The sequence below is a fragment of the Enterobacter sp. H2G27 genome (assembly GCF_054403075.1).
Genome location: NZ_JBSVSI010000001.1, coordinates 838,061 through 861,336 on the forward strand (window position 1 = coordinate 838,061; position 23,276 = coordinate 861,336).

Below are 23,276 nucleotides of genomic sequence, written 5' to 3' on the forward strand. Positions count from 1 at the left end.
AGGCCCGGTAAGGCGAAGCCGCCACCGGGCTTTTTTTATCAGTACAGCAGCGCGTACAGCTGACGACGATACTTCGACGCCAGCGCGTCTCCGGTGCCCAGCGCGGCCAGGATCTCCTGGAACATCTTGCGCGCCTGACCGTCCGCGGCGGCTAAATCTTTTTGCAGATGGCTGAACAGCAGCTCAAGCGCTTCTTCGTTACGCCCCACCTGATGCAGCTGCAGCGCCAGCTGGCTTGCCAGCGCGGCATCCGCCGGGTTGTCGGCAACCTGCTGCTGCAGCTGCTGAATTTCCGGGGTATCCGCCGCCTGGTTCAGCAGCTCAATTTGTGCAACCAGCCCCTGATAGCGAGTGTCCTGATCCTGGAGCGGAACTGTCTTGAGTACGGCTTCTGCGTCTTCTGAGCGGTGCAGGGCGATCTGCGTTTCCGCCAGCAGCAGGCCAATCTGACTGTTCTGTTTTGACAGCTGCCATGCCTCTTTGAGCAGCGGCAGCGCCTCGTCGTATTTGCCTTCCTGCATCAGCGCCATGCCTTCCTGCGCTTTCAGCTCTTCTTCGCGCGGCAGCACTTTATCCAGCAGGGCGCGGATCGCCTCTTCCGGCTGCGGCCCCTGGAAACCATCAACAGGCTGGCCGTTCTGGAACAGATAGACGGTCGGGATGGCGCGCAGGCCAAACTGAGACGCGACCATCGGCTCGGCGTCACAGTCCAGCTTGGCGAGAATGAACTGACCGTTGTACTGGGCGGCAAGGCTTTCCAGCACCGGCGTCAGCTGCAGGCAGTGTTGGCTGCGTTCAGACCAGAAGTAGAACAGAACCGGTTTGGTCATCGACTGTTCAAGGGTCTGTTGCAGGTTAGCTTCTGTGATATTGACGATATTCTGTACGGACATGCGGCTTTCTCTTTTGTCGGTTTGTTCTTTACATGGGGATGAGCGTCGTCGCTTCAACTCAACCGCGCAAAATTTTGTCCATTATCCGGCCCGGCAGCAGGCGCTTTAACCAGCCTACGGCGTGGGTGACCAGCGTTACCGGATAGCGCATTTTGGGATGTTCACTCTCAAAAGCATGGCGCACTTTGGCTACCACCGCCTCTGGCCCGAGGGTAAAACGCGCGGCGATGCTGGGGTTTTCGACCGGTTTATCTGCCTGCGTCTGGTTCACGTTTTCGGTAAAGCGGGTGCGGATCGGGCCGGGCTCAATCAGGCTGACCTTAATGCCGCTGTGGCGTAACTCCATGCGCAGGGCGTCGGACCAGGCCTCCAGCGCATATTTGCTGGCGGCGTAGGCGCCGCGGCCCGGGGTGGAAATCAGTCCCATCACCGACGACGTCATCACGATGCGCCCTTCACCGTGCGGCAGCATCGCAGGGAGCAGACGCATGGTGAGCTGATGCACGCCGAAGAAGTTGGTCGAAAACTGCTTCTCCAGCGTTTCGCGGGAGAGCGTATCCAGCGGGCCATACACGCCGTAGCCGGCATTATTAAACAGCCCGTACAGACGATTACCGGTCAGCGCGATCACCTCATCGGCGGCGCGTTCAACGCTTTCCGGCGAGTCCATATCCAGCAGCACGCCGGTAAAGCCCAGGCTGTTCATGCGTTCGACGTCGTCAGGTTTACGACAGGCCGCCAGAACCCGAAACCCCTGGCGCTTCAGTTCGAGCGCGCTTTCCAGGCCGATTCCACTGGAACATCCTGTAATTAAGACCGATTTTTGCATAACTTTACCTGTCAGGATCTCCGCTTAATCAGGAGTCATGTTTAACTAAAGGAGCCAGCCGCGTTGCCATCCAGTCGGCAATAAACGGCTGCGCATCGCGATTGGGGTGGATCCCGTCGTCTTGCATCCACTGGGGTTTGAGATAGACCTCTTCCATGAAAAATGGCAGCAGCGGAATATCAAACTCTTTGGCAAGCTTAGGGTAGATCGCGCTAAAGGCCTCATTATACCGACGACCGTAGTTGGCGGGCAGGCGAATTTGCATCAGCAGCGGCTGGGAGTTTGCCGCCTTGATGTCCTGCAAAATGGTACGCAGCGTTTGCTCGGTTTGCTGAGGCTGGAAACCGCGCAGGCCATCATTACCGCCAAGCTCAACCAGCACCCACCGTGGCTGATGCTGTTTGAGCAGCGCAGGCAGGCGCGACAGGCCCTGCTGCGAGGTATCGCCGCTGATGCTGGCGTTGATTACAGCGGTCTTGCTCTGCCATTTGTCATTGAGCAGGGCGGGCCAGGCCGCGCTGGCCGCCATGCGATAGCCTGCGCTCAGGCTGTCGCCGAGAACCAGTAACGTGTCCGCTGCCGCCGCGCGGAAGGTCATCAGAATCAAAAACAGGAAGGGCAAATGCCAGCGGAAAACAGTGTTGAAGTTCATCATCTTAAGAAGTCCGTCGGTCAGGGGGAACACGAGCTTTCCATCCTTACCGGAGTTGAACTCGTTGTCAAACGCGCTGAAACCATCGCGCTGATTGGCGAATCCGGTTCCGGCAAGTCCACGCTGCTGGCGATTTTAGCCGGTCTGGACGACGGCAGCAGCGGCGAGGTCCACCTTGTCGGGCAGCCGCTGCATCAGCTTGATGAAGAGGCGCGGGCCGCGCTGCGCGCGCGTCACGTTGGTTTTGTCTTTCAGTCCTTTATGCTGATCCCGACCCTGAACGCCCTGGAAAACGTTGAGCTCCCGGCGCTGCTGCGCGGTGAAAATAGCCGTGAAAGCCGCGCTCACGCGAAGGCGCTGCTGGAGCAGCTCGGTCTGGGTAAACGTCTCGACCATCTTCCCGCCCAGCTTTCCGGCGGTGAGCAGCAGCGCGTGGCGCTGGCCCGCGCGTTTAACGGCCGCCCTGAGGTGCTGTTTGCCGATGAGCCTACCGGCAACCTTGACCGTAAAACCGGCGACAGGATTGCCGACCTGCTGTTTTCGCTCAACCGCGAGCACGGCACTACGCTTATCCTCGTGACCCACGATCCGCAGCTCGCGGCGCGCTGCGACCGTCGCCTGCGGCTGGTCAACGGTGTTCTGCAGGAGGAAGCATGATTACCCGCTGGTTCTGGCGCGAGTGGCGCTCGCCCTCGCTGCTGATTGTCTGGCTGGCGCTCAGCCTGGCGGTGGCCTGCGTGCTGGCGCTCGGCAGCGTCAGTGACCGCATGGAAAAAGGGCTCAGCCAGCAGAGCCGGGAGTTTATGGCGGGAGACAGGGCGCTGGAAAGCTCCCGCCCCGTGCCGTCGGGCTGGATTGAAGCAGCGCGCAAAGAAGGGCTGAAGGTGGGGGAACAAATCACCTTCCAGACCATGACCTTCGCGGGCGACACGCCGCAGCTGGCGAGCGTCAAGGCCGTCGATGATATCTACCCGATGTACGGTGACTTACAGACCAGCCCGCCGGGATTAAAGCCGACGCCCGGTACGGTGCTGCTGGCATCGCGTCTGATGGCGCTGCTGAACCTGAAACCTGGAGACAGTATCGACGTGGGCGACGCCACGCTGAAAATCGCCGGAGAAGTGGTGCAGGAGCCCGACGGCGGTTTTAACCCGTTCCAGCTTGCGCCTCGCCTGCTGATGAACACCGCTGATGTCGCGGCAACCCATGCGGTACAGCCGGGCAGCCGCGTCACCTGGCGCTATAAGTTTGGCGGCACGCCCGCCCAGCTTGCCGCGTATGAAAAATGGCTTCTGCCGCAGCTCAAACCGGAACACCGCTGGTACGGGCTGGAGCAGGACGAAGGGGCGCTGGGTAAATCTCTGGAGCGCTCTCAGCAGTTCCTGCTGCTGTCGGCACTGTTGACCCTGCTGCTGGCGGTGGCGGCGGTGGCCGTGGCGATGGGGCACTACTGCCGCAGCCGCTACGATCTGGTGGCGATCCTCAAAACCCTGGGCGCTGGAAGGGCGCAGCTGCGCAAGCTGATTGTCGGCCAGTGGCTGATGCTGCTGATCCTGTCCGCGCTGACCGGCGGAATAATAGGGCTGCTGTTTGAAAAACTGCTGATGGTGATGCTGAAACCGGTGCTCCCGGCCGCACTGCCGCCGGCCAGCCTCTGGCCGTGGCTGTGGGCGATGGGCGCGATGACGGTGATCTCGGTGCTGGTGGGGCTCCGACCCTACCGCCTGCTGCTCGCCACGCAGCCGCTGCGCGTGCTCCGCAACGATGTGGTGGCGAACGTCTGGCCGCTGAAGTTCTACCTACCGGTGATTATTGCGGTGGCGGTGGGGCTGCTGGCGTGGCTGATGGGGGGCAGCACGCTGCTGTGGGCGGTGCTGGCCGGAGCGGTTGTGCTGGCGCTGCTGTGCGGCGTGCTGGGCTGGATCCTACTCAACCTCCTGAAAAGGGTGACGGTAAAATCGCTGCCCGTGCGCCTGGCGGTCAACCGACTGCTGCACCAGCCCTGGTCTACGCTCAGCCAGCTGTCGGCGTTCTCGCTGTCGTTTATGCTGCTGGCACTGCTGCTGGTGCTGCGCGGCGATCTGCTCGATCGCTGGCAGCAGCAGCTTCCACCGGAAAGCCCGAACTATTTCCTGATCAATATCGCGCCTGAGCAGGTTACGCCGCTGAAGGGCTTCCTGGCGGAGCATCACATCATTCCCGAGTCGTTCTACCCCATCGTTCGCGCGCGTCTGACGCAGATCAACGGCCAGCCAACGGAGGGGAACAAGGACGAGTCGCTTAACCGCGAGCTGAACCTGACCTGGCAGGAGAAACGCCCTGGCCACAACCCGATAACCGCCGGCACCTGGCCGCCAAAAGCGGGGGAGGTGTCGATGGAGGAGGGGCTGGCGACGCGCCTGAACGTGAAGCTGGGGGACAGCGTCACCTTTACCGGCGATACCCAGGATTTTACCGCGAAGGTCACCAGCCTGCGTAAAGTGGACTGGGAAAGCCTGCGGCCCAACTTCTTCTTTATCTTCCCGCCGGGGGCGCTGGACGGGCAGCCGCAGAGCTGGCTGACCAGCTTCCGCTGGGAAAACGGCAACGGCATGCTGACCCAGCTCAACCGGGAGTTTCCGACGGTCAGCCTGCTGGATATCGGCGCGATCCTCAAACAGGTGGGGCAGGTGCTGGAGCAGGTGAGCCGTGCGCTGGAGGTCATGGTGGTGCTGGTAACGATCTGCGGCGTGCTGTTGCTGCTGGCCCAGGTGCAGGTGGGCATGCGCCAGCGCCATCAGGAGCTGGTGGTTTACCGCACGCTGGGGGCCGGAAAGCGGCTGCTGCGAATGACGCTCTGGAGCGAGTTTGCGCTGCTGGGGCTGGTGGCCGGTCTGGTGGCCGCCATTGGCGCAGAGACGGCGCTGGCGGTGCTGCAGACAAAGGTCTTCGACTTCCCGTGGGAGCCTGACTGGCGTCTTTGGTTGATCCTGCCTCTGTGCGGCGCTGCGCTGCTTTCTCTCTGCGGAGGCTGGCTCGGCACGCGGCTGTTAAAGGGCAAAGCCCTGTTCCGTCAATTTGCGAGTTGATTTAGTACGGTGATAATTACGCACCGGATTTTTATGCCGGTGCGTAGTGTTTAAATAGCACAAAGTGATAATACCCACTCATTTAGTAGCACAAAACATTAAAAACCCAACCACACAGCCCGATTATTTCCAGTTAATATTCACCCGCTAAATATTTAGCAGCGTGTCTATTAAGGAAAAATAATGACTATAAAAAAATCAGCGCTGGCGGCAACGATCGGCGCGGCAGTGGCATTGACTACTTTCGCTTCTCAGGCGGAAATCACGGTTCTTAAGCAGGATCCTCAGGCGGGTAACCCGCTGAGCCGCCTGAACTTCACCGTTGGCGGCAGCATTCGTCCTCAGTTCCAGAACATGACCGGCGACGACGGTAAAAACAGCTACAAGCGTAACGGTTTTGACGGCGGTACCCGCTTCCGTTTCGCTGCAGATTACTACCTGTTTGATGATATCAGCTGGGTAAGCTACTACGAGCTGGGCGTGAACTTCCCTGCAATGTTCAACTGGGATAACCACTACAGCGAGAGCGATCACGACACGACGCGTCGTATGCTCTACACCGGTCTCAAGAGCGACACCTGGGGTACGCTGACCTTCGGTCAACAGAACAGCGTTTACTATGATGTGGTGGGCGCGAAAACCGATATCTGGGACTACGACATGATTGGTCAGGCGCCGGGTAACGGGATCAAAGGCGATTACGACGGTTCTTACCGTTCACGTAAAATGCTGAAATATAAGAAAACCGTGGGCGATGCTGACATTTATGCATCCTACCTGTTTGAAGACAGTGAATACCTGCCGGGCAACGGCCTGCGCTACAAGCGTAAAGGCGGCGGCTCGCTGGGCCTGGATTACCACCTGACTACCGACCTGACCTGGGGCGCCGCGTGGAACTACACCCGCGCCGACATGCGTAACCCGGACAACGGCGACAGCAAAACCTACGACCAGAACATTCTCGGTACCGCGCTGAGCTGGACCCCGGACAACTGGACCTTCTCCGCAGGCGGCGGCTGGTATCAGAACTTCCTGACCACCAAAAAAGTGTCTGTTAACGATTACTTTGCGGGCGACGCGTGGGGTATTGAGTACTTCGCCGGTTATAAATTCCCAGTCGGTCAGTACGCGGTTAAATCCATCCAGCCTTACTTCATGGGTGATCGCATTGAGTACGTGAACGGCCGTAACTACCAGCGCATCGACAACGGCGTGGGTATCAGCTTCCAGCTGGATTACGGTTTCCGCGTGGATTACGAACACGTGTTCACTTCCAGCACCGACAACCTGGGCGACATGAACCTGGTGCGTCTGCGTTACGACTTCTAAGCCGTCTGTTCCCCGGTGGCGCTGCGCTTACCGGGGCTACAAATGCACGTGTAGGCCGGGTGAGGCGTAGCCACCACCCGGCTTTTTTCAGCGATTAAGCCAGTCAGCGACCTCGCCGTACGTCCCGCGATAGACAATCTTCTCCACCTTTTTCTCCAGCTGATAGCCGTACATCGGGTCGTAATAGTCGTTCAGCAGCGGCGCAAGCCAGCTGAAGTGCGCGTCCGTGCGGCCAGATCGTTGCTGTTCCAACAGCGCGGAATCTAGCAGCGCGGTGAATTCCGCATACCGCTGCAGCCCCAGACGGCGGCGAATGGCGAACAGGCCGTGATGCAGGTACTCGCTGTATTCTTTCCATCCCGCTTCTTCACCGTAGGCCGCAGAAAAATCCGCCCACATATGGTCGAAATACTCTTCGCGCAGCCGTTCAAGACGGATCTCAAACGGATCCTCGACCACCACGATAGGGGCTTCAACCATGCGGTCGCGCAGGCACTCCGGCAGGTGGTTGGAGCCAATCATCCGGCCTTCGTCTTCCAGCACCCAGCGTGCGGCGTCTTTTTTCAGGAGCTCAGCCGCAAGGTGGTTTTCAAAGCTGGCCTGGGAAAGCTGCGGCGTGAGCGTGCGGCCAAACGACGAACCGCGATGGTGCGCCAGCCCTTCCAGATCGATACCCTGCGCGTGCTGCTTCACCAGCAGGGTTTTACCGTTCCCGGTACAGCCGCCAATAAGCACCATCGGCTTTTGCGACTGCTCAATGGTCACCTGAATCGCCGTCTGGCGCAGGGCCTTATAGCCGCCGCGGATCAGCGGGTAGTCGATACCCGCCTCTTTCAGCCAGGCCTGCGAGATATGCGAGCGCTGGCCGCCGCGCGCGCAGCAGAGAAAACCCTCAGGATGGGCAAGACTGGCTTCCCGCCAGGCGTTGATGCGTGCTTCACGCGTGTTGCCGTTCACCAGGCGATGGCCGAGCGCCAGCGCGGCCTCGGGGCCCTGGCGTTTATAGCAGGTGCCGACGGCGGCGCGCTCGTCGTCATTCATCAACGGCAGATTAATGGCGGCGGGCATCGCACCCTGGGCAAATTCGATCGGCGCGCGAACGTCGATTAAAGGGGTATCAGACGCGAGGATCGCGCGATAGTCCGTTCCATCGTTCATGGTTATTCCAGAAGAAAACTCAGCAGCAATGGGCGGGGATTTTACGCCGGGGAAGGGGAAGGTCAACTCCCCGGCGCAGATGTCTTACTTGAGCTTTGACTGTGCCCAGACAATACCGCTCGCGTATTCCGGCGGCAGGAGAGGGATCATGGCTTCCAGGGTGGCGCTCAGGCGGCCCGTGTCGCTGTCGTTCAGGTTCAGGTGACCGACCTTACGACCCGCGCGAACCTCTTTGTCATACCAGTGCAGATGCACGAGCGGCAGCTTCAGCCAGTCGTAGTTCAGATCGGTGCCGATCAGGTTGATCATCACCGACGGGCTATTGACCACCGGCTGCGGCAGCGGCAGGTTGGTGATGGCGCGCAGGTGCAGTTCGAACTGGCTGATGGACGCGCCATTTTGCGTCCAGTGGCCGCTGTTGTGCACGCGCGGTGCCAGCTCGTTGATTAGCAGACCAGACGGCGTCACAAAACACTCCATCGCCATGACGCCCACGTAGCCCAGCTCGTGCATGATGGCAGAGAGCATCTCTTCCGCCTGCGCCTGCTGGTCAGCATTGGCGTGCGGGAAGGCGACGCTGGTGCGCAGAATGCCGTCCTGATGCAGGTTATGCGTCAGCGGATAAAACACCGTGCGGCCGTCATGCCCGCGCGCGCCAACCAGCGAGACTTCACCGCTGAAGTTAATGCCCTGCTCAACAATGCATTCGCCGTAGCAGTCGTCCGGCAGCTCGGCGGTGTCGTTTGCGCGAAGGCGCCACTGGCCGCGGCCGTCGTAGCCGCCCACGCGGCGCTTCACGATCGCCTGCTCGCCCAGCATGGCGAAGACGTCGTTCCACTCGCTTTTATCGGACAGGAGCTGCCACGGTGCGGTCGGCAAACCGAGCTTGTCGAACAGCTGCTTTTGCGTCAGACGGTCGGCAATGATTGGGAACACGTCGCGGTTAACAAAAGCGTTGTGACGCGCCAGCTCGCGGGTCAGAGCGGTCTCCGGCCAGCGTTCGATCTCGGCGGTGATCACGCTCTGGTGGAATGGGACGGCTTCCGGCTCGGCGTCCAGCCCGACGGGCCAGACGGCAATCCCCAGAGGTTCACCGGCCTGACGCAGCATGCGGCCTAACTGGCCATTACCGAGGACGCAAACCTGCTTCATGCCGCACCCCGCGGGTCTGGATTGTCCAGCACTTCGTCGGTCTGGGCTTTACGCCACTCCGCCAGACGCTGATGCAACGCTTTATCGTGTGTCGCCAGGATCTGCGCAGCCAGCAGGGCGGCATTGGCGGCACCCGCTTTGCCAATAGCCAGCGTGCCGACAGGAATACCGCGCGGCATCTGGACGATGGAGTAGAGGCTATCCACACCGCTTAACGCGGCGCTTTGTACCGGGACGCCCAGAACCGGTACCAGGGTTTTGGCGGCAATCATGCCCGGCAGATGTGCTGCGCCGCCCGCGCCGGCAATGATCACCTCATAACCATTCTCTTCGGCGCTTTCTGCGAAGCTGAACAGTTTGTCAGGCGTACGGTGCGCGGAGACCACTTCAACGTGGTGCGGAACATTCAGGATTTCAAAGATTTCGGCGGCGAACTGCATGGTAGCCCAGTCGCTTTTGGACCCCATCACGATGGCGACACGCGCCGGATTATTGCGGGAAGACATGCGTCTTAAAACTCCTGTGGTGCGAAACACACTGCTTTCGAGGGCACAGAGAATAGCATGTTATACGGGCAAGGAAAACGGTTGCGCGGTTAAATCTTGAGCCGTTGTTGCCGTCAATTCATAACAAAACAGACCGCATTCTGGCGGTCTGTTTTCGTCGATGGGCAATCATTATTTCGTCAGTTCTGCGGTCATATAGACGCGGTTGTCGACCTTCGCGCTGGTGATTTTGTAAGACGCACCCTGCTCAGCAGCCTGTGCAGCGATTTTCGCTTCTGCGCGGTCAAGGGTAGAGGCAGTTGCGCTCACGCTTTGAGCGAAAGAACCGAAAGAAGCCAGAGAAAGAGCAGCAACTGCAACGAAAGTTTTGATGGATTTCATGGTCGTATTCCTTAAGTGTTTTGTTTGGGATAGGGCGTTTTCCCTGATGTGATAAATAGTAGACCGACCACGGACTGATTAAAATCGAAACAATTTGCCGATATTGTTCAAAAAAATAGAATGATTTTTGAGGGGTTAAAACGGGAAAGCGATCAGCTCGACGCCCTCTGGCGTGACTTTGACCATGGAGCCTTCGGTGTGCCAGGCACCCAACACCACGCGATGGGCCGGTTCGCCGTTGGCGATAAGGGAATGGACGTCTGGACGATGGGTATGACCGTGGATCAACCACTGAACGCCATGCTTTTCCATCACGCTTACCACGGCCTGCGGATTCACGTCCATGATGGTCATGGATTTGCTGCTGTTGGCGGCTTTACTGCCCGCACGCATTCTGGCGGCGATACGGTTGCGGATAAACAGCGGCAGGGCAAGGAACACCTTCTGGATCCACGGGGTGTGGACTTTGGCGCGAAACGCCAGGTAGCCGGTATCGTCGGTGCAGAGCGTGTCGCCGTGCATGATCAGGACCCTGCGGCCATAGAGATCGAGCACCTGTTCTTCCGGCAGCAGCGTCATGCCGCTTTCGCGGGCGTAGCGCTTGCCGATCAGAAAATCACGGTTGCCGTGAATGAAGTAGCAGGGGACGCCGGAATCTACCAGCGCGTGAATGGCGGCGGCCATTTCACGGTGCAGCGGGTTAGGGTCGTCGTCGCCAATCCAGGCTTCAAACAGGTCGCCCAGGATGTACAGCGCATCGGCGCTTTTCGCTTCACCGCGTAAAAAACGCAGAAAACCGGCGGTAATCGCCGGTTCTTCTGTTTGCAGATGCAGATCTGCAATAAAGAGTGTCGCCACCAATTACTCGCTGACGGTCACGCTTGTAATCACAACGTCTTCTTTCGGAACGTCCTGGTGCATACCGCTGCGGCCAGTAGCGACGGCTTTGATCTTGTCAACCACGTCCATACCTTCAACCACTTCTGCGAATACGCAGTAGCCCCAACCCTGCAGGCTTTCGCCGGAGAAGTTCAGGAAGTCGTTGTCAGCCACGTTAATGAAGAACTGCGCGGTAGCAGAGTGAGGTGCCTGAGTACGCGCCATCGCCAGCGTGCCGCGGGTGTTTTTCAGGCCGTTGTTCGCTTCGTTTTTGATCGCTTCTTTGGTGGCTTTCTGGTTCATGCCAGGTTCGAAACCGCCGCCCTGGATCATAAAACCGTTGATCACGCGGTGGAAAATGGTGTTGTTGTAGAAACCTTCGCGGCAGTAGTCCAGGAAGTTTTTAACTGTTTCAGGCGCTTTGTCATCAAAGGTTTTGATTACGATATCGCCATGATTAGTGTGGAAAGTAACCATTTTTGCATCCTGTTCCGTTATTGTGGTACGTCGACCCGCGTTCGGGTCATCTATAGGGGCTTGTTATAGCATAACCACAGGATGCGATCACCTTGCATTGTGTGCTGCTTCGGGTTTGAATTACGGGTAGAATAGCCGGTTTTCAACCACACACGTGTTTACATGGAATCTTCGATGTTAAAAATCTTTAATACAATGACGCGCCAGAAAGAGGAATTTAAACCTATCCATGCCGGGGAAGTCGGCATGTACGTGTGTGGTATTACGGTTTACGATCTCTGTCACATTGGCCATGGCCGTACCTTTGTCGCTTTTGACGTGGTGTCACGCTACCTGCGTTTTCTGGGCTATACCCTTAAATACGTGCGTAACATCACCGACATCGACGACAAAATCATCAAGCGCGCAAATGAAAACGGCGAAAGCTTCGTTGCGCTGGTCGATCGCATGATCGTCGAGATGCATAAAGATTTTGACGCCCTGAATATTCAGCGCCCGGACAGCGAGCCGCGCGCGACCCACCACATTCACGAAATTATTGAGATCACCGAAAAGCTGATCGCACGCGGCCACGCGTACGTTGCGGACAACGGTGACGTGATGTTCTCCGTGCCGACGGACCCCACCTACGGTGCGCTTTCCCGTCAGGATCTGGATCAGCTGCAGGCCGGCGCGCGCGTTGACGTGGTTGACGTGAAGCGTAACCCGATGGACTTCGTGCTGTGGAAGATGTCCAAAGAGGGTGAACCAAGCTGGCCATCCCCGTGGGGCGAAGGCCGTCCGGGCTGGCACATTGAATGTTCCGCGATGAACTGCAAACAGCTGGGCAAACACTTCGACATTCACGGCGGCGGCTCAGACCTGATGTTCCCGCACCACGAAAACGAAATCGCGCAGTCCACCTGCGCCCACGGCGGCGAGTACGTGAACTACTGGATGCACTCCGGCATGGTAATGGTTGACCGCGAGAAGATGTCTAAATCGCTGGGTAACTTCTTCACCGTGCGCGACGTGCTGAAGTATTACGATGCGGAAACCGTGCGCTATTTCCTGATGTCCGGCCACTATCGCAGCCAGCTGAACTACAGCGAAGAGAACCTGAAACAGGCGCGCTCGGCGCTGGAGCGCCTGTATACCGCGCTGCGCGGTACCGACAGGTCTGTTCCTGCTGCAGGCGGCGAAGCGTTTGAAGCCCGCTTTGTTGAGGTGATGAACGACGACTTCAACACCCCGGAAGCGTACTCCGTGCTGTTCGACATGGCGCGCGAAGTGAACCGCCTGAAGTCAGAAGATATGGCAGCGGCGAATGCGCTGGCGTCCCATCTGCGTAAGCTCTCCTCCGTGCTCGGCCTGCTGGAGCAGGATCCGGACGCGTTCCTGCAGAGCGGTGCGCAGGCGGATGACGGTGAAGTGGCGGAAATTGAAGCGTTGATCAAAGCGCGTCTGGAAGCGCGTCAGGCAAAAGACTGGGCGGCGGCAGATGCGGCGCGCAATCGTCTGACCGAGATGGGAATCATTCTGGAAGATGGCCCGCAGGGAACGACCTGGCGTCGTAAGTAAGTCTGTAACGCCCGGTGGCGCTCACGCTTGCCGGGCCTACAGGCAAAAGTAGGCCGGGTAAGGCGTAGCCGCCACCCGGCTTTTTTTACCTTCTTTTCCACCACAACATTCCCATCAGCACCACCCCCGGCAGCCACACCCACAGCAGTTCCGAGATAATGACCTCATGCCCGTACGGCGTGGTATAGCGCGACAGCGCAAACGGCGCCACCTTAATCACCTGCCACGGCGCAAAGAAGCGTTCATCAGACCACGGCCACAGCCAGCCGACGCCTTTCCCGCCCGTGGTAATCGAATCCAGCAGGCTGTGCGACAGCAGTGACACGGTTAAAAACAGCCAGCATCGCGTCAGGCTGGTTCTGAACCAACGTCGTCCAGTCAGCACGCAAAGTATCGGCACTACAAAGGCAAACAGCAGGGAGTGGGTAAAGCCGCGGTGGCCGAAAACATTGCCGTACGCGACGCCAAATTTAAATGCCAGCACGTCGGCATCCGGAAGCATGGCGAGGATAATCCCGGCAAACAGCAGGCGGGGAGGAATCACTTTGGTTCCCAGGCCTAAGCCCAGGCAAAGCGGAACAGCAGCGTGCGTAATAACGGTAGGCATTGTAATTATCCATGGTAAATCATGGAAATATAGCAGTCATCCCGCGCTAAAAAACCTGTGCGAAATTCTGAATTTACGCCGACTCGCGTGCGATAAGCTGCCCGGAGAGCGTAATTCGCTGGGTTTGCAGCGTCGGCTCCTTCAGCGTGCGGATAATCAGCCCGGCCGCCTGACGCCCCGTCTCTTCGCTGGCGGACGAGACGTAGGTAAACGAGGGTGAGGTGAGGTTAACGTGGAGCATATCTTCGAAACCGACCAGCGCGACCTGCTGCGTCAGAAACACATCTTTACCCACCGTACGCCCGACCTGATGAATACCGGAGATGGAGCCGATCATGGCATCCGGCGAGTGGCAGAGCAGGGCGGTGATGGTGTTGTTTTTTTCCAGCAGCTGGCGGGTGGCGAAACCCGCGGCCAGCGTGTCATCGCTGCAGGCCGGAGAGTATTCATCGCGCCAGACCAGCCCGTTTTGCGCCATCGCGCTGCGAAAACCGCGCAGGCGCTGTTCGCGGATAAGGCAGCCTTCGCGTCCGCCAATGTAGGCAATATTGCGGTGACCGCGCTCGATAAGATAACGCACCGCCAGACTGGCCGCCTGTCGGTTATCGCGCATCACCAGATTGCATTTTTCATCCAGCAGAGACTGCGAGACCACCACCAGCGGCAGCGGGCAGCGGCGAATCTGTTCCGGCAGGGTAGACGTGCGGGTATCCGAGGCCAGATAGATAACTCCGGCGACGCCCTGCTGCTTAAACGACAGCAGGCAGCGCTCAAGATGGTCATGGTCGTTCTGGGGCTGACCGAGAAAAACCATATACCCCTGTTTTTCGAGATCCTGAACGATGCTCGCCATCACCTTGATGGAGAAACTGTCGCTAAAGTCACGGAGGATCAGGCCAATCAGGTTGGAGGTATTGGCGCGAAGGTTGGCAGCGGCAACGTTATGAACATAGCCCAGAGTATTGATGGCAGCGTTGACCTTCTCGATCGTTGCCTCTGAGATTTTCCCTTTCTGGCGCAGCACCAGCGAGACGGTGGAAACCGACACGCCCGCGTGCTTCGCGACATCAATAATGCTGACTTTCTTCAAAACCGCTCCCTGAAATTAACCGATTATCAGCCAGATAAAACACGTCTCCCAGCGTACAGGAGACGTGTCGTTCAGGTATCTTATTATTTGCCGATCATGGTGGACATGGTCTGGGCGATAAACTGTGCTCTGGCACCGAAAATCACCTGAATACCGTTGTCGCCGACAAACACTACGCCGCGCGCGCCGAGTCCGTTCAGGCCGTCTTTATCCACTGCCTCGCTTTTTGTCACTTCCAGGCGAAGACGAGTGATACAGGCGCCGACGGAGTCGATGTTATGCGCGCCGCCCAGCAGGGTGATGATCTCGGTCGCGAGTTCGGAATCCGATTTCTCATCCGCGTTGGCGGTTACTTCAGTGCGGCCCGGCGTTTTCACGTCGAAACGACGGATCACAAAGCGGAACGTGAAGTAATAAATCAGGCCCATTGGAATGCCGATGATAATGGCGCTCAGGAAGTGGGTCTGGTAGCCGTTAAAGGACGGCAGGATCCCGAATGACAGATAGTCGATAAAGCCCGCGGAGAACGACTTGGCGATATGCGCATGCAGCAGGTACATGGTCATGTAGGCCAGGCCCGCCATGATGGCGTTAAAGACGTACAGGATCGGCGCCACGAAGATAAAGGTAAACTCAACCGGTTCGGTGATCCCCGTCAGGAAGCAGGTCAGCGCCGCGGAGAACAGAATACCGGCCGCGATTTTCTTATTCTTCGTATGGGCTTCGTGATACATCGCCAGGCATGCCGCAGGCAGCGCGAACAGCATCAGCGGGAATTCACCCTGCATGAACTTACCAGCGTTCTGGTAGGTGTCGCTGCTGAAGGATTTCACCCCTTCTTCCAGCATCTTGAACCAGATGGTCTGGTCGCCGTGGATCACCTGGCCTGCCTGGGTGGTGTAATCCCCAAACGAATACCAGAAGGACGGATACCAGATATGGTGCAGACCTAGCGGGATCAGCGCGCGCTCTACCAGACCGAAGATAAAGGTCGACGCCGCCTGATTATCACCGTTCACCACCACGGAGAGCGCGTCGATACCGGCCTGAATATGCTGCCAGACGTATGGCAGCAGCAGCCCCATCAGGAACGAGAGGAACGCCGTTGCAATCGCCACGAAGCGCTTGCCGGAGAAGAAGCCGAGGAACTCCGGCAGCTGCATGGTGTGGAAGCGGTTATAGCACCAGGCCGCGAGAATACCGCAGATTAGGCCGCCGAAGACGCCCATCTGCAGCGTCGGAATGCCCACCACCATGGCGTATTTCCCGCCCTGAGAGGCCATTTCCGGCGTGATGCTCAGCACGGTGCTGATGGTGATATTCGTGACAAACACCGATACCGCCGCAGACAGCGCCGCGATGCCGGATTCTGACGCCAGACCCACGGCGGAGCCAATGGCAAACAGCATCGGCAGGTTATCAAAAATAACCCCGCCCGCGTTCATCATCAGCGGCAGGTGGAACTTATCGCCGAAGGCCAGCAGCAGGCCCGCAGCGGGGAGCAGTGAAATTGGCAGCATTAAGGCGCGACCAATCATCGATAACTTAGACAGCGATTTAACAAACCCTGATATCAGACTCATGCTGATTTCCCCCGAGTAGCGCTTTTTTTGCGCTGTTATTGTAAGTAGAACGTTTTAGTAGAACGTTCTACTTATCGTGGGCAAAGCGTGAAAAACGCGCAACTGAATTTTCACTTTTCAACAGACGAAATACTGATTATTTGAAGTGGATCGATAAATAACCGTGATGGGTGTGAGGGGATTTTATATCCCCTCTCCCTGTGGGAGAGGGTTAGGGTGAGGGCATCAAACGGCTCAGGCCGTAACGGTTACGCTCTGTCCTTCAAAGCTCACGGTCTGACCCGCGACAATCTTGCAGCGCTTGCGCGTTTCTACCACGCCGTCGACTAAAACCCGCCCGTCGGCGATAACGATTTTCGCCTGTGCGCCGCTTTCGCTCCAGCCTTCCAGCTTGAGCAGGTCGCACAGCTCAACGTGCGGGTGTTTACCTAATGAAAAAGTCGCCATCTTACGCATCCTCTACGTCGTGATATTCTTCGCACGCCTGCAGCGTGTTCTGAATCAGCGTTGCTACGGTCATCGGGCCTACGCCGCCCGGTACGGGGGTAATGTAAGACGCGCGCGCGGCGGCATCTTCATACACCACGTCGCCGACCACTTTGCCGTTTTCCAGACGGTTAATTCCGACGTCCACGACAATCGCGCCCTCTTTGATCCACTCGCCCGGAATAAAGCCCGGCTTGCCGACCGCGACGATCAGCAGATCGGCGTTCTCGACGTGGTGACGCAGGTTTTTGGTGAAGCGGTGGGTGACGGTGGTGGTGCAGCCGGCCAGCAGCAGCTCCATGCTCATCGGACGGCCCACGATGTTGGACGCGCCGATGACCACGGCATTCAGACCGTAGGTGTCGATATTATAACGCTCAAGCAGCGTCACGATACCGCGCGGCGTGCACGGGCGCAGACGCGGCGCACGCTGGCACAGGCGGCCAACGTTGTACGGGTGGAAACCGTCCACGTCTTTATCCGGTGCGATACGCTCCAGCACCTTCACGTTGTCGATACCGGCGGGTAGCGGCAGCTGAACCAGAATACCGTCGATTTCTTTATCGGCGTTCAGGGTGTCAATAAGTTCCAGCAGTTCTGCTTCGCTGGTGGTTTCCGGCAAATCGTAAGAGCGGGAGACGAAGCCCACTTCTTCACACGCTTTGCGCTTGCTGCCGACATAAATTTGCGATGCCGGGTTGCTGCCAACCAGCACAACGGCCAGCCCGGGGGCGCGTTTTCCGGCAGCTTTACGCGCCTTCACTTTTTCCGCGACCTCAGAGCGCACCTGCTGCGCAATCGTTTTACCGTCAATAATCTTTGCTGCCATCAGAGAGAAGATTCCGTCTGTAACGTTTGAAAGGGGGGATGGCGTGTATTTTGTCAGAAGCGAGCGTCGCTGTCAGTCACCCTTTACGCGTTTTTATCAGCGTGACGCAAAAACCCTTCTTAAGGGATGGTCAATTTCTTAGGCGGGATTAGGATGTGACCTGGCGAAATGGCAGCGTTTTGACATATTTAAAAACCGTGTCCTGAGCTACTTTGTCTCCTCCGAAATAAGCTTTCAATTCATCAATTGAACGTATTTCTTATTCCCGATTATTCGCGGGAAGGGTTATTTACATTTTAAAGGAATAGACATGAAACTCAGCAACATTGCTTCTACTGTTATTGCAACTTTGGCCCTGGTTGCGGGTGCCGCAAATGCAGCGGATCCTGCTGCGCCGGTTTCCGTAAATGGCGGTACCGTACATTTTAAAGGTGAGCTGGTTAATGCTGCTTGTTCAGTAAATACTGATTCTTCCGAGCAGACCGTTAATCTGGGTCAGTATCGTACCGCGAAATTCACCAAAGTGGGCGACACCACCTCTAATATCCCATTCAACATTGAACTGAACGATTGCGATCCGCTGGTTGCCAAAACTGCAGCCGTTGCGTTCACCGGTCAGATCGACCCAACCGACAAAACCCTGCTGGCCGTCACCTCCGGTAACAACGACAACACCGCGAAAGGCGTGGGTATCGAGATCCTCGACAGCAAATCCAGCGTTCTGACCCCGGACGGCGCGACCTTCTCTGCTGCGCAGACGCTGATCGAAGGGACGAACACCCTGAAGTTCACCGCGCGTTACAAATCAACGGCTGCCACCACTGAGCCAGGCCAGGCGAACGCTGACGCCACCTTCGTAATGAAATACGAGTAATTCCTCCGCACAGGGATGTTCAGGCCTCAGGGACGAGGCCCGTCATACGCTAATGCCAGGAACGAAGGATGACAAGGACTGGAACACTACTGCTGTTAACCCTTGCGATGGCTTGCCCGGCATCAGCGCATACCGTGGTGATCGAAGGCGGCAAGGTTCATCTCAGAGGTGAACTGGTGAACGGCGGCTGCGCCGTGGCGCCCGACAGCCAGAATATGCGCATCGACATGGGCCAGTACCGAACCAATTCATTTTCCGGTGTGGGCAGTTTTTCCACGGTGAATGTGCCTTTCACCGTACGGCTGCTGGACTGCAGCGTTGATGTTTCGCGCACCGTGGGGATCCAGTTTCAGGGCGTCACACCCGCAGAGGATCCGCAGGTCTTTCTGGCGACATCGCGGCCGGGTGAAACACCCGTCAGCAGCGGCGTCGGGCTGGCGCTCTTTGACGAACAGCAACGTCAGATAATCCCAAACGCTACGGCCGTCAGCTGGCTGCCTGTCGATACCCGCGAGCTCGCGTTCCATTTTAGCGCCCGCTATCGGGCTATTTCCGAACATCTCGAGCCAGGCAAAATTCAGTCGGATGTCTGGTTTACGTTGATTTATCCATAACACCTGCGAACACATTATTAAAGGTACGGTTGTGATGAATACCCTAATTAAACCAGGACTTTTTTTATCGTTTATTTTGATGATGGTTTCTGCATGCGCAAATGCATCCGGCGGTATTGCACTGGGGGCCACGCGCGTTATTTATCCGGCAGAGGCGAAGCAAACGTCGCTGGCGATCACCAACAGCAACAAACAGGAACGTTATTTAATTAACGCGTGGATCGAAAATGCAAGCGGGCAAAAAGAAAAAACGTTTGCCGTCACTCCGCCCCTTTTTGTTAGCGAGCCGAACAGCGAAAACACGCTGCGTATTATTTACGCCGGGCCGGCGCTGCCTGCCGATCGCGAATCGCTCTTTTACATGAACGTGAAGGCGATCCCGTCGGTGAACAAAGCGAAAACGGAAAACAATAACGTGCTGCAGCTGGCTATCCTTTCACGCATCAAGCTGTTTGTGCGCCCGAACAACCTGGCGATGCAGCCGGAAGAGGCGCTTTCCCAGCTGCGGTTTGAGCGCACGGGCAACCATCTCAAAGTCAGCAACGCGTCCCCGTATTACATCACGCTCGTTAATCTGAAGCTGGGCGGGCAGGCGCTGGACAACCTGATGGTTGCGCCGAAAAGTTCGTCTCAGCAGGTGCTGCCAGCCGGTGCCAGCGGTACGCTTTCCTGGCAGAGCGTGAATGACTACGGTGCCATCACCCCGGCGCGTAGCGTCAACCTGTGAGCAGAGTCAGGGCGATGAAAAACCACCAGGGACGTTACTGCCCGGTTGCACTGGCGCTGATGGCTGCGCTCTGGCCGCAGGCTGGCTGGAGCGAAAGTTATTTCAACCCGGCCTTTTTGTCCGACGATACCGCCAGCGTGGCGGATTTGTCGCGTTTTGAACAAGGACACCAGCAGGCACCCGGCGTTTATCGCGTGGATATCTGGCGTAACGATGAGTTTATCGGTACCCAGGACGTGCGTTTTGAGCAGGCAGAGAACACGCCGCCGGTGGCGGGCGGTTTGTCGGCGTGCATTACGCGCGCGATGCTCGATCGCTTTGGCGTCAACGTCGCGGCGTTTCCCGAGCTGGCTAAGGTGCAGGGCGAGACCTGCGTTCCGCTGACCACGGCTATACCCGGCAGCGAAACGGTATTCAACTTTGCCTCGCAGCGTCTGGACGTCAGCCTGCCGCAGGTGGCTTTGCAAAACAGCGCCCGGGGCTATATTCCGCCTGAACAGTGGGATGAAGGTATCCCCGCCGCACTGGTGAACTACAGCTTCTCCGGTAACCGGGGAAGCGAAGACGACAGCTATTACCTCAACCTGCAAAGCGGATTGAACTATGGCGCCTGGCGTTTACGTAACAACGGCGCATGGCGGTACACGCAGAATAACGGGCAGCGGCACAGCGAGTGGCAGAATATTGGCACCTGGGCGCAGCGCACCGTCATCCCGCTGAAAAGTGAACTGGTGCTGGGCGACAGCAATACCGGGAATGACGTCTTCGACAGCATGGGTTTTCGCGGCGGGCGGCTTTTCTCGTCTGACAGCATGTATCCGGACAGCCTGCAGGGCTACGCGCCGACCGTGCGCGGGATCGCCCGTACGCCCGCCAAAGTGGTCGTTCGACAGAATGGCTACGTTATCTATCAAAGCTATGTGCAGCCGGGCGCATTTGCCATCACCGATCTTAACCCCACCTCCTCAAGCGGTGACCTGGAAGTCACGGTCGAAGAGAAAGACGGCACCCAGCAGCGCTATACCGTGCCGTACTCCACCGTGCCGCTTCTGCAGCGTGAAGGGCGCTGGAAGTATGACCTCGTGGCGGGGGATTACCGCAGCGGTAACAGCGATCAGGATACGCCATTCTTCACCCAGGGAACCCTGATTACCGGTCTCGCCAACGGTTACACGCTCTACGGCGGAACTCAGCTGGCATCGCGCTATACCGCGGTGGCCGTCGGGGCCGGAAAAAACCTGGGCGATTGGGGCGCGGTCTCGCTCGATATCACCCACGCCCGCAGCCAGCTCGCGGACGACAGCAAGCATGAAGGGCAGTCTCTGCGCTTCCTCTACGCGAAATCCCTTAACGGCTTCGGCACCAACTTCCAGCTGCTGGGCTACCGCTACTCCACAAAAGGGTTTTACACCCTTGACGATGTGGCCTGGCGCTCAATGGAGGGCTATCAGTATGCCGATAGCAAGAACGATAACGATGTGCCGGACGTGCAGAGTTATCACAACCTGACGTGGAATAAAAAAGGTCGCTTCCAGCTCAACGTTTCTCAGTCGCTGGGGGACTATGGCTCGGTCTATATCTCCGGTAGCGAGCAGACCTACTGGGGAACAGACGAGACGAATCTCTGGTACCAGCTGGGCTACGCGGGAGGCATGAAGGGGATCAACTACTCCGTCTCGTGGTCGTGGAACAAATCCGTCGGGATCGACGGCACCGACCGCATCGCGTCGTTTAACGTCTCCGTGCCGTTCAGTATCTTTACCCGTCAGGGCTATCGCCGGGACAGCGCGATTGACCGCGCCTACGCTACGGCATCCGCCAGCCGGAACAGCGATGGCGACACAAGCTGGCAAACCGGCGTCAGCGGCACGCTGCTGGAAGACCGCAACCTGAACTACAGCGTGACCCAGGGACACGCCAGCACCAACGGCTCAAGCGGAAGCGCCAGCGCCAACTGGCAGGCGACCTACGGCACGTTGGGCGTCGGCTACAACTACAGCGACGATCAGCACGATCTCAACTGGCAGCTCTCCGGCGGGGTGGTCGGCCACGCCGATGGCGTGACCTTCAGCCAGCCGTTGGGGGACACCAACGTGCTGATCAAAGCTCCGGGGGCATCTGGCGTCAGCGTGGAAAACCAGACCGGCGTGAGAACCGACTGGCGTGGTTACGCGGTGATGCCGTATGCCACTGTCTACCGCTACAACCGTGTGGCGCTGGATACCAACACCATGAGAAACAACACCGATATCGAAAACAACGTGAGCAGCGTGGTGCCGACCAAAGGCGCGCTGGTGCGCGCCAGCTTTGATACCCGCATCGGCGTGCGCGCCCTGCTGACGGTGATGCGCGGCAACCAGCCGGTGCCGTTCGGCGCGGTGGTTCGCGAAAACCGAAGCGGCGTGACCAGCATGGTGGGGGATGACGGGCAAATTTACCTGAGCGGGCTGCCGCTGGAAGGCGAACTGCTGATCCAGTGGGGCGACGGGGCGCAATCCCAGTGTCGCGCGCCTTACAGCTTGTCTGAAAAGAGCCTGCAACAGGCAATCACACTTAAGGGGATCGGCTGTGATTAAAACTCAAATCTTTGCTTTGTCGCTTCTGGCGTTACTGCCCGCGACAAACGCATTAGCGACCGTGTGCGTCAATGAAAAAGGCGTGCCGACGGAAGTCCATTACGATCTGACGGATAAATTCAACAGCTCGAATAACCAGATCGGACAGGTCGTGACGCTCAGCGAGAAGTCGCAGTGGGTAGGGGTCAATGCCGTCTGCCCGAAGGGCACCGTCGGGAATACCACCAAGCGTAGCTATGTGACCGATTATCAGGTAACAGGAACGAGCGATGGCTACCAGTATCTGAAGCTTAACGACTATCTGGACGGGGCCATGAAAATCACGGACAGCTATGCTGGCGTGTTTTATCCGCCAAAAAGCTATATCCAGATGGGGAGCCATCCTAACGTCTCTAAAAACAAACCGTTTGGCGTTCAGGACTCCAGCCTTGTCTTCCGCCTTAAGGTGACCCGGCGTTTTATTAACATGGTCGTTATCCCGCGCGCCACCATGTTCCGCGTCTACGTCACCACCACCTCCTCGGATCCGCTCACCACGCCGGTCTATACCATTAGCTACAGCGGAACCATTCAGGTGCCGCAAAGCTGCGCCATTAATGCCGGTAACGTGGTGGAATTTGATTTCGGCGACATTGGCGCCTCCCTGTTCAGCAAGGCGGGCGTAGGTAACAAACCGGAGGGCGTCTCATCGCAGAGTAAAACCATCGCCATTAAATGCACCAACGTAGAGGCGAACGCCATGCTGACGATGCGCGTCGAGGCGGAAAAAGTCTCTGATAATGTGCTGGTGTCGGATAACCCGGATGTGGGATTCATCATTGCTAATCAGAGCGGGGCGCCGCTGACGCCTAACAACCTGACAAGTAAAATTCCGTTCCGCCTTGACGACAGCGCGCAGGCGCAGGTGGGGATCCGAGTCTGGCCGGTGAGCGTGACGGGCAATAAGCCTGCGGAAGGGCGCTTCACCTCGCGCGGGTATTTGCGCGTGGATTACGATTAAGGAGCC

23 protein-coding genes are annotated in these 23,276 nt (G+C 57.9%); 9 read left to right on the forward strand and 14 right to left on the reverse strand.

The window, feature by feature from the left end:
* Positions 1-38 precede the first annotated feature (38 nt).
* From ACW9E7_RS03900 to tesA, 3 genes are read right to left on the reverse strand one after another with little or no spacing between them, the layout of a single operon-like run.
* Positions 39-893, reverse strand: coding sequence for a co-chaperone YbbN (locus tag ACW9E7_RS03900; RefSeq protein ID WP_458727283.1), 855 nt, complete (start codon positions 891-893; stop codon positions 39-41).
* A gap of 58 nt (positions 894-951) precedes the next feature.
* Entirely contained in the window at positions 952-1,722 is a 771-nt protein-coding gene (locus ACW9E7_RS03905) for an SDR family oxidoreductase (protein WP_458727284.1), read from the reverse strand.
* Positions 1,723-1,750: 28 nt separating this feature from the next.
* Entirely contained in the window at positions 1,751-2,374 is a 624-nt protein-coding gene (gene tesA / locus ACW9E7_RS03910; protein ID WP_458728364.1) for a multifunctional acyl-CoA thioesterase I/protease I/lysophospholipase L1, read from the reverse strand.
* Between tesA and ybbA the strand changes: the two genes are divergently transcribed.
* The 3 genes from ybbA (at position 2,345) to ACW9E7_RS03925 (ending at position 6,771) form a co-directional block, all read left to right on the forward strand.
* Positions 2,345-3,031, forward strand: a complete 687-nt coding sequence (ybbA, locus tag ACW9E7_RS03915; RefSeq protein ID WP_008499319.1) for a putative ABC transporter ATP-binding protein YbbA — start codon at positions 2,345-2,347, stop codon at positions 3,029-3,031. The two genes, tesA and ybbA, sit on opposite strands and share 30 nt — an antisense overlap.
* Positions 3,028-5,442: a putative ABC transporter permease subunit YbbP gene (gene ybbP, locus ACW9E7_RS03920; protein WP_458727285.1), complete on the forward strand. Its 2,415-nt coding sequence runs from the start codon at positions 3,028-3,030 to the stop codon at positions 5,440-5,442. The genes ybbA and ybbP overlap by 4 nt, the downstream gene beginning before the upstream one ends.
* A 183-nt stretch (positions 5,443-5,625) precedes the next feature.
* Entirely contained in the window at positions 5,626-6,771 is a 1,146-nt protein-coding gene (locus ACW9E7_RS03925) for a porin (RefSeq protein ID WP_115874391.1), read from the forward strand.
* An 87-nt stretch (positions 6,772-6,858) separates the two neighbouring features.
* Here ACW9E7_RS03925 and mnmH read toward each other — a convergent pair whose 3' ends face one another.
* From mnmH to ppiB, 6 genes are all read right to left on the reverse strand, one after another.
* Entirely contained in the window at positions 6,859-7,929 is a 1,071-nt protein-coding gene (gene mnmH, locus ACW9E7_RS03930; protein WP_133293917.1) for a tRNA 2-selenouridine(34) synthase MnmH, read from the reverse strand.
* A gap of 84 nt (positions 7,930-8,013) precedes the next feature.
* Complete coding sequence (gene purK, locus ACW9E7_RS03935) at positions 8,014-9,081, reverse strand: 5-(carboxyamino)imidazole ribonucleotide synthase (protein ID WP_458727286.1); 1,068 nt, start codon at positions 9,079-9,081, stop codon at positions 8,014-8,016.
* Positions 9,078-9,587, reverse strand: a complete 510-nt coding sequence (gene purE, locus ACW9E7_RS03940) for a 5-(carboxyamino)imidazole ribonucleotide mutase (protein WP_014882834.1) — start codon at positions 9,585-9,587, stop codon at positions 9,078-9,080. Before purE ends, purK begins: the two co-directional genes overlap by 4 nt.
* Before the next feature lie 171 nt (positions 9,588-9,758).
* Complete coding sequence (locus ACW9E7_RS03945; protein ID WP_111963370.1) at positions 9,759-9,968, reverse strand: YdgH/BhsA/McbA-like domain containing protein; 210 nt, start codon at positions 9,966-9,968, stop codon at positions 9,759-9,761.
* Positions 9,969-10,103: 135 nt separating this feature from the next.
* Entirely contained in the window at positions 10,104-10,826 is a 723-nt protein-coding gene (gene lpxH / locus ACW9E7_RS03950) for a UDP-2,3-diacylglucosamine diphosphatase (RefSeq protein ID WP_039263987.1), read from the reverse strand.
* Between the two features lie 3 nt (positions 10,827-10,829).
* Entirely contained in the window at positions 10,830-11,324 is a 495-nt protein-coding gene (gene ppiB, locus ACW9E7_RS03955; protein ID WP_111963369.1) for a peptidylprolyl isomerase B, read from the reverse strand.
* 174 nt (positions 11,325-11,498) lie between these two features.
* On the opposite strand from ppiB, the gene cysS reads away from it, so the two are divergent.
* Positions 11,499-12,884, forward strand: a complete 1,386-nt coding sequence (cysS, locus tag ACW9E7_RS03960) for a cysteine--tRNA ligase (RefSeq protein WP_045400770.1) — start codon at positions 11,499-11,501, stop codon at positions 12,882-12,884.
* Positions 12,885-12,969: 85 nt separating this feature from the next.
* Here cysS and ACW9E7_RS03965 read toward each other — a convergent pair whose 3' ends face one another.
* From ACW9E7_RS03965 to folD, 5 genes are all read right to left on the reverse strand, one after another.
* The gene (locus tag ACW9E7_RS03965; protein ID WP_136195304.1) at positions 12,970-13,491 is read right to left on the reverse strand and encodes a metal-dependent hydrolase; all 522 of its coding nucleotides are present in this window, start codon (positions 13,489-13,491) and stop codon (positions 12,970-12,972) included.
* 73 nt (positions 13,492-13,564) lie between these two features.
* A complete protein-coding gene (gene malI, locus ACW9E7_RS03970; protein ID WP_458727287.1) occupies positions 13,565-14,581 on the reverse strand; it encodes a Mal regulon transcriptional regulator MalI in 1,017 nt (338 codons plus the stop codon).
* Between the two features lie 83 nt (positions 14,582-14,664).
* The gene (locus tag ACW9E7_RS03975; RefSeq protein ID WP_045909726.1) at positions 14,665-16,164 is read right to left on the reverse strand and encodes a PTS transporter subunit EIIC; all 1,500 of its coding nucleotides are present in this window, start codon (positions 16,162-16,164) and stop codon (positions 14,665-14,667) included.
* A 234-nt stretch (positions 16,165-16,398) separates the two neighbouring features.
* A complete protein-coding gene (gene ybcJ, locus ACW9E7_RS03980) occupies positions 16,399-16,611 on the reverse strand; it encodes a ribosome-associated protein YbcJ (protein ID WP_045356450.1) in 213 nt (70 codons plus the stop codon).
* 1 nt (position 16,612) lies between these two features.
* A complete protein-coding gene (gene folD / locus ACW9E7_RS03985) occupies positions 16,613-17,479 on the reverse strand; it encodes a bifunctional methylenetetrahydrofolate dehydrogenase/methenyltetrahydrofolate cyclohydrolase FolD (protein WP_008499332.1) in 867 nt (288 codons plus the stop codon).
* 310 nt (positions 17,480-17,789) lie between these two features.
* On the opposite strand from folD, the gene fimA reads away from it, so the two are divergent.
* From fimA to fimH, 5 genes are all read left to right on the forward strand, one after another.
* Positions 17,790-18,353, forward strand: coding sequence for a type 1 fimbrial major subunit FimA (fimA, locus tag ACW9E7_RS03990; RefSeq protein ID WP_023310641.1), 564 nt, complete (start codon positions 17,790-17,792; stop codon positions 18,351-18,353).
* A gap of 68 nt (positions 18,354-18,421) precedes the next feature.
* The gene (gene fimI, locus ACW9E7_RS03995; protein WP_133293923.1) at positions 18,422-18,967 is read left to right on the forward strand and encodes a type 1 fimbrial protein subunit FimI; all 546 of its coding nucleotides are present in this window, start codon (positions 18,422-18,424) and stop codon (positions 18,965-18,967) included.
* A 34-nt stretch (positions 18,968-19,001) separates the two neighbouring features.
* Entirely contained in the window at positions 19,002-19,694 is a 693-nt protein-coding gene (fimC, locus tag ACW9E7_RS04000; protein WP_111963364.1) for a type 1 fimbria chaperone FimC, read from the forward strand.
* Positions 19,695-19,708: 14 nt separating this feature from the next.
* Positions 19,709-22,270 carry a fimbrial biogenesis usher protein gene (locus tag ACW9E7_RS04005; RefSeq protein ID WP_458727288.1) on the forward strand — a complete coding sequence of 854 codons (2,562 nt, stop codon included), beginning with the start codon at positions 19,709-19,711 and terminating at the stop codon, positions 22,268-22,270.
* Positions 22,263-23,270 carry a type 1 fimbria D-mannose specific adhesin FimH gene (fimH, locus tag ACW9E7_RS04010; RefSeq protein ID WP_115874401.1) on the forward strand — a complete coding sequence of 336 codons (1,008 nt, stop codon included), beginning with the start codon at positions 22,263-22,265 and terminating at the stop codon, positions 23,268-23,270. Before ACW9E7_RS04005 ends, fimH begins: the two co-directional genes overlap by 8 nt.
* Positions 23,271-23,276: the final 6 nt, after the last annotated feature.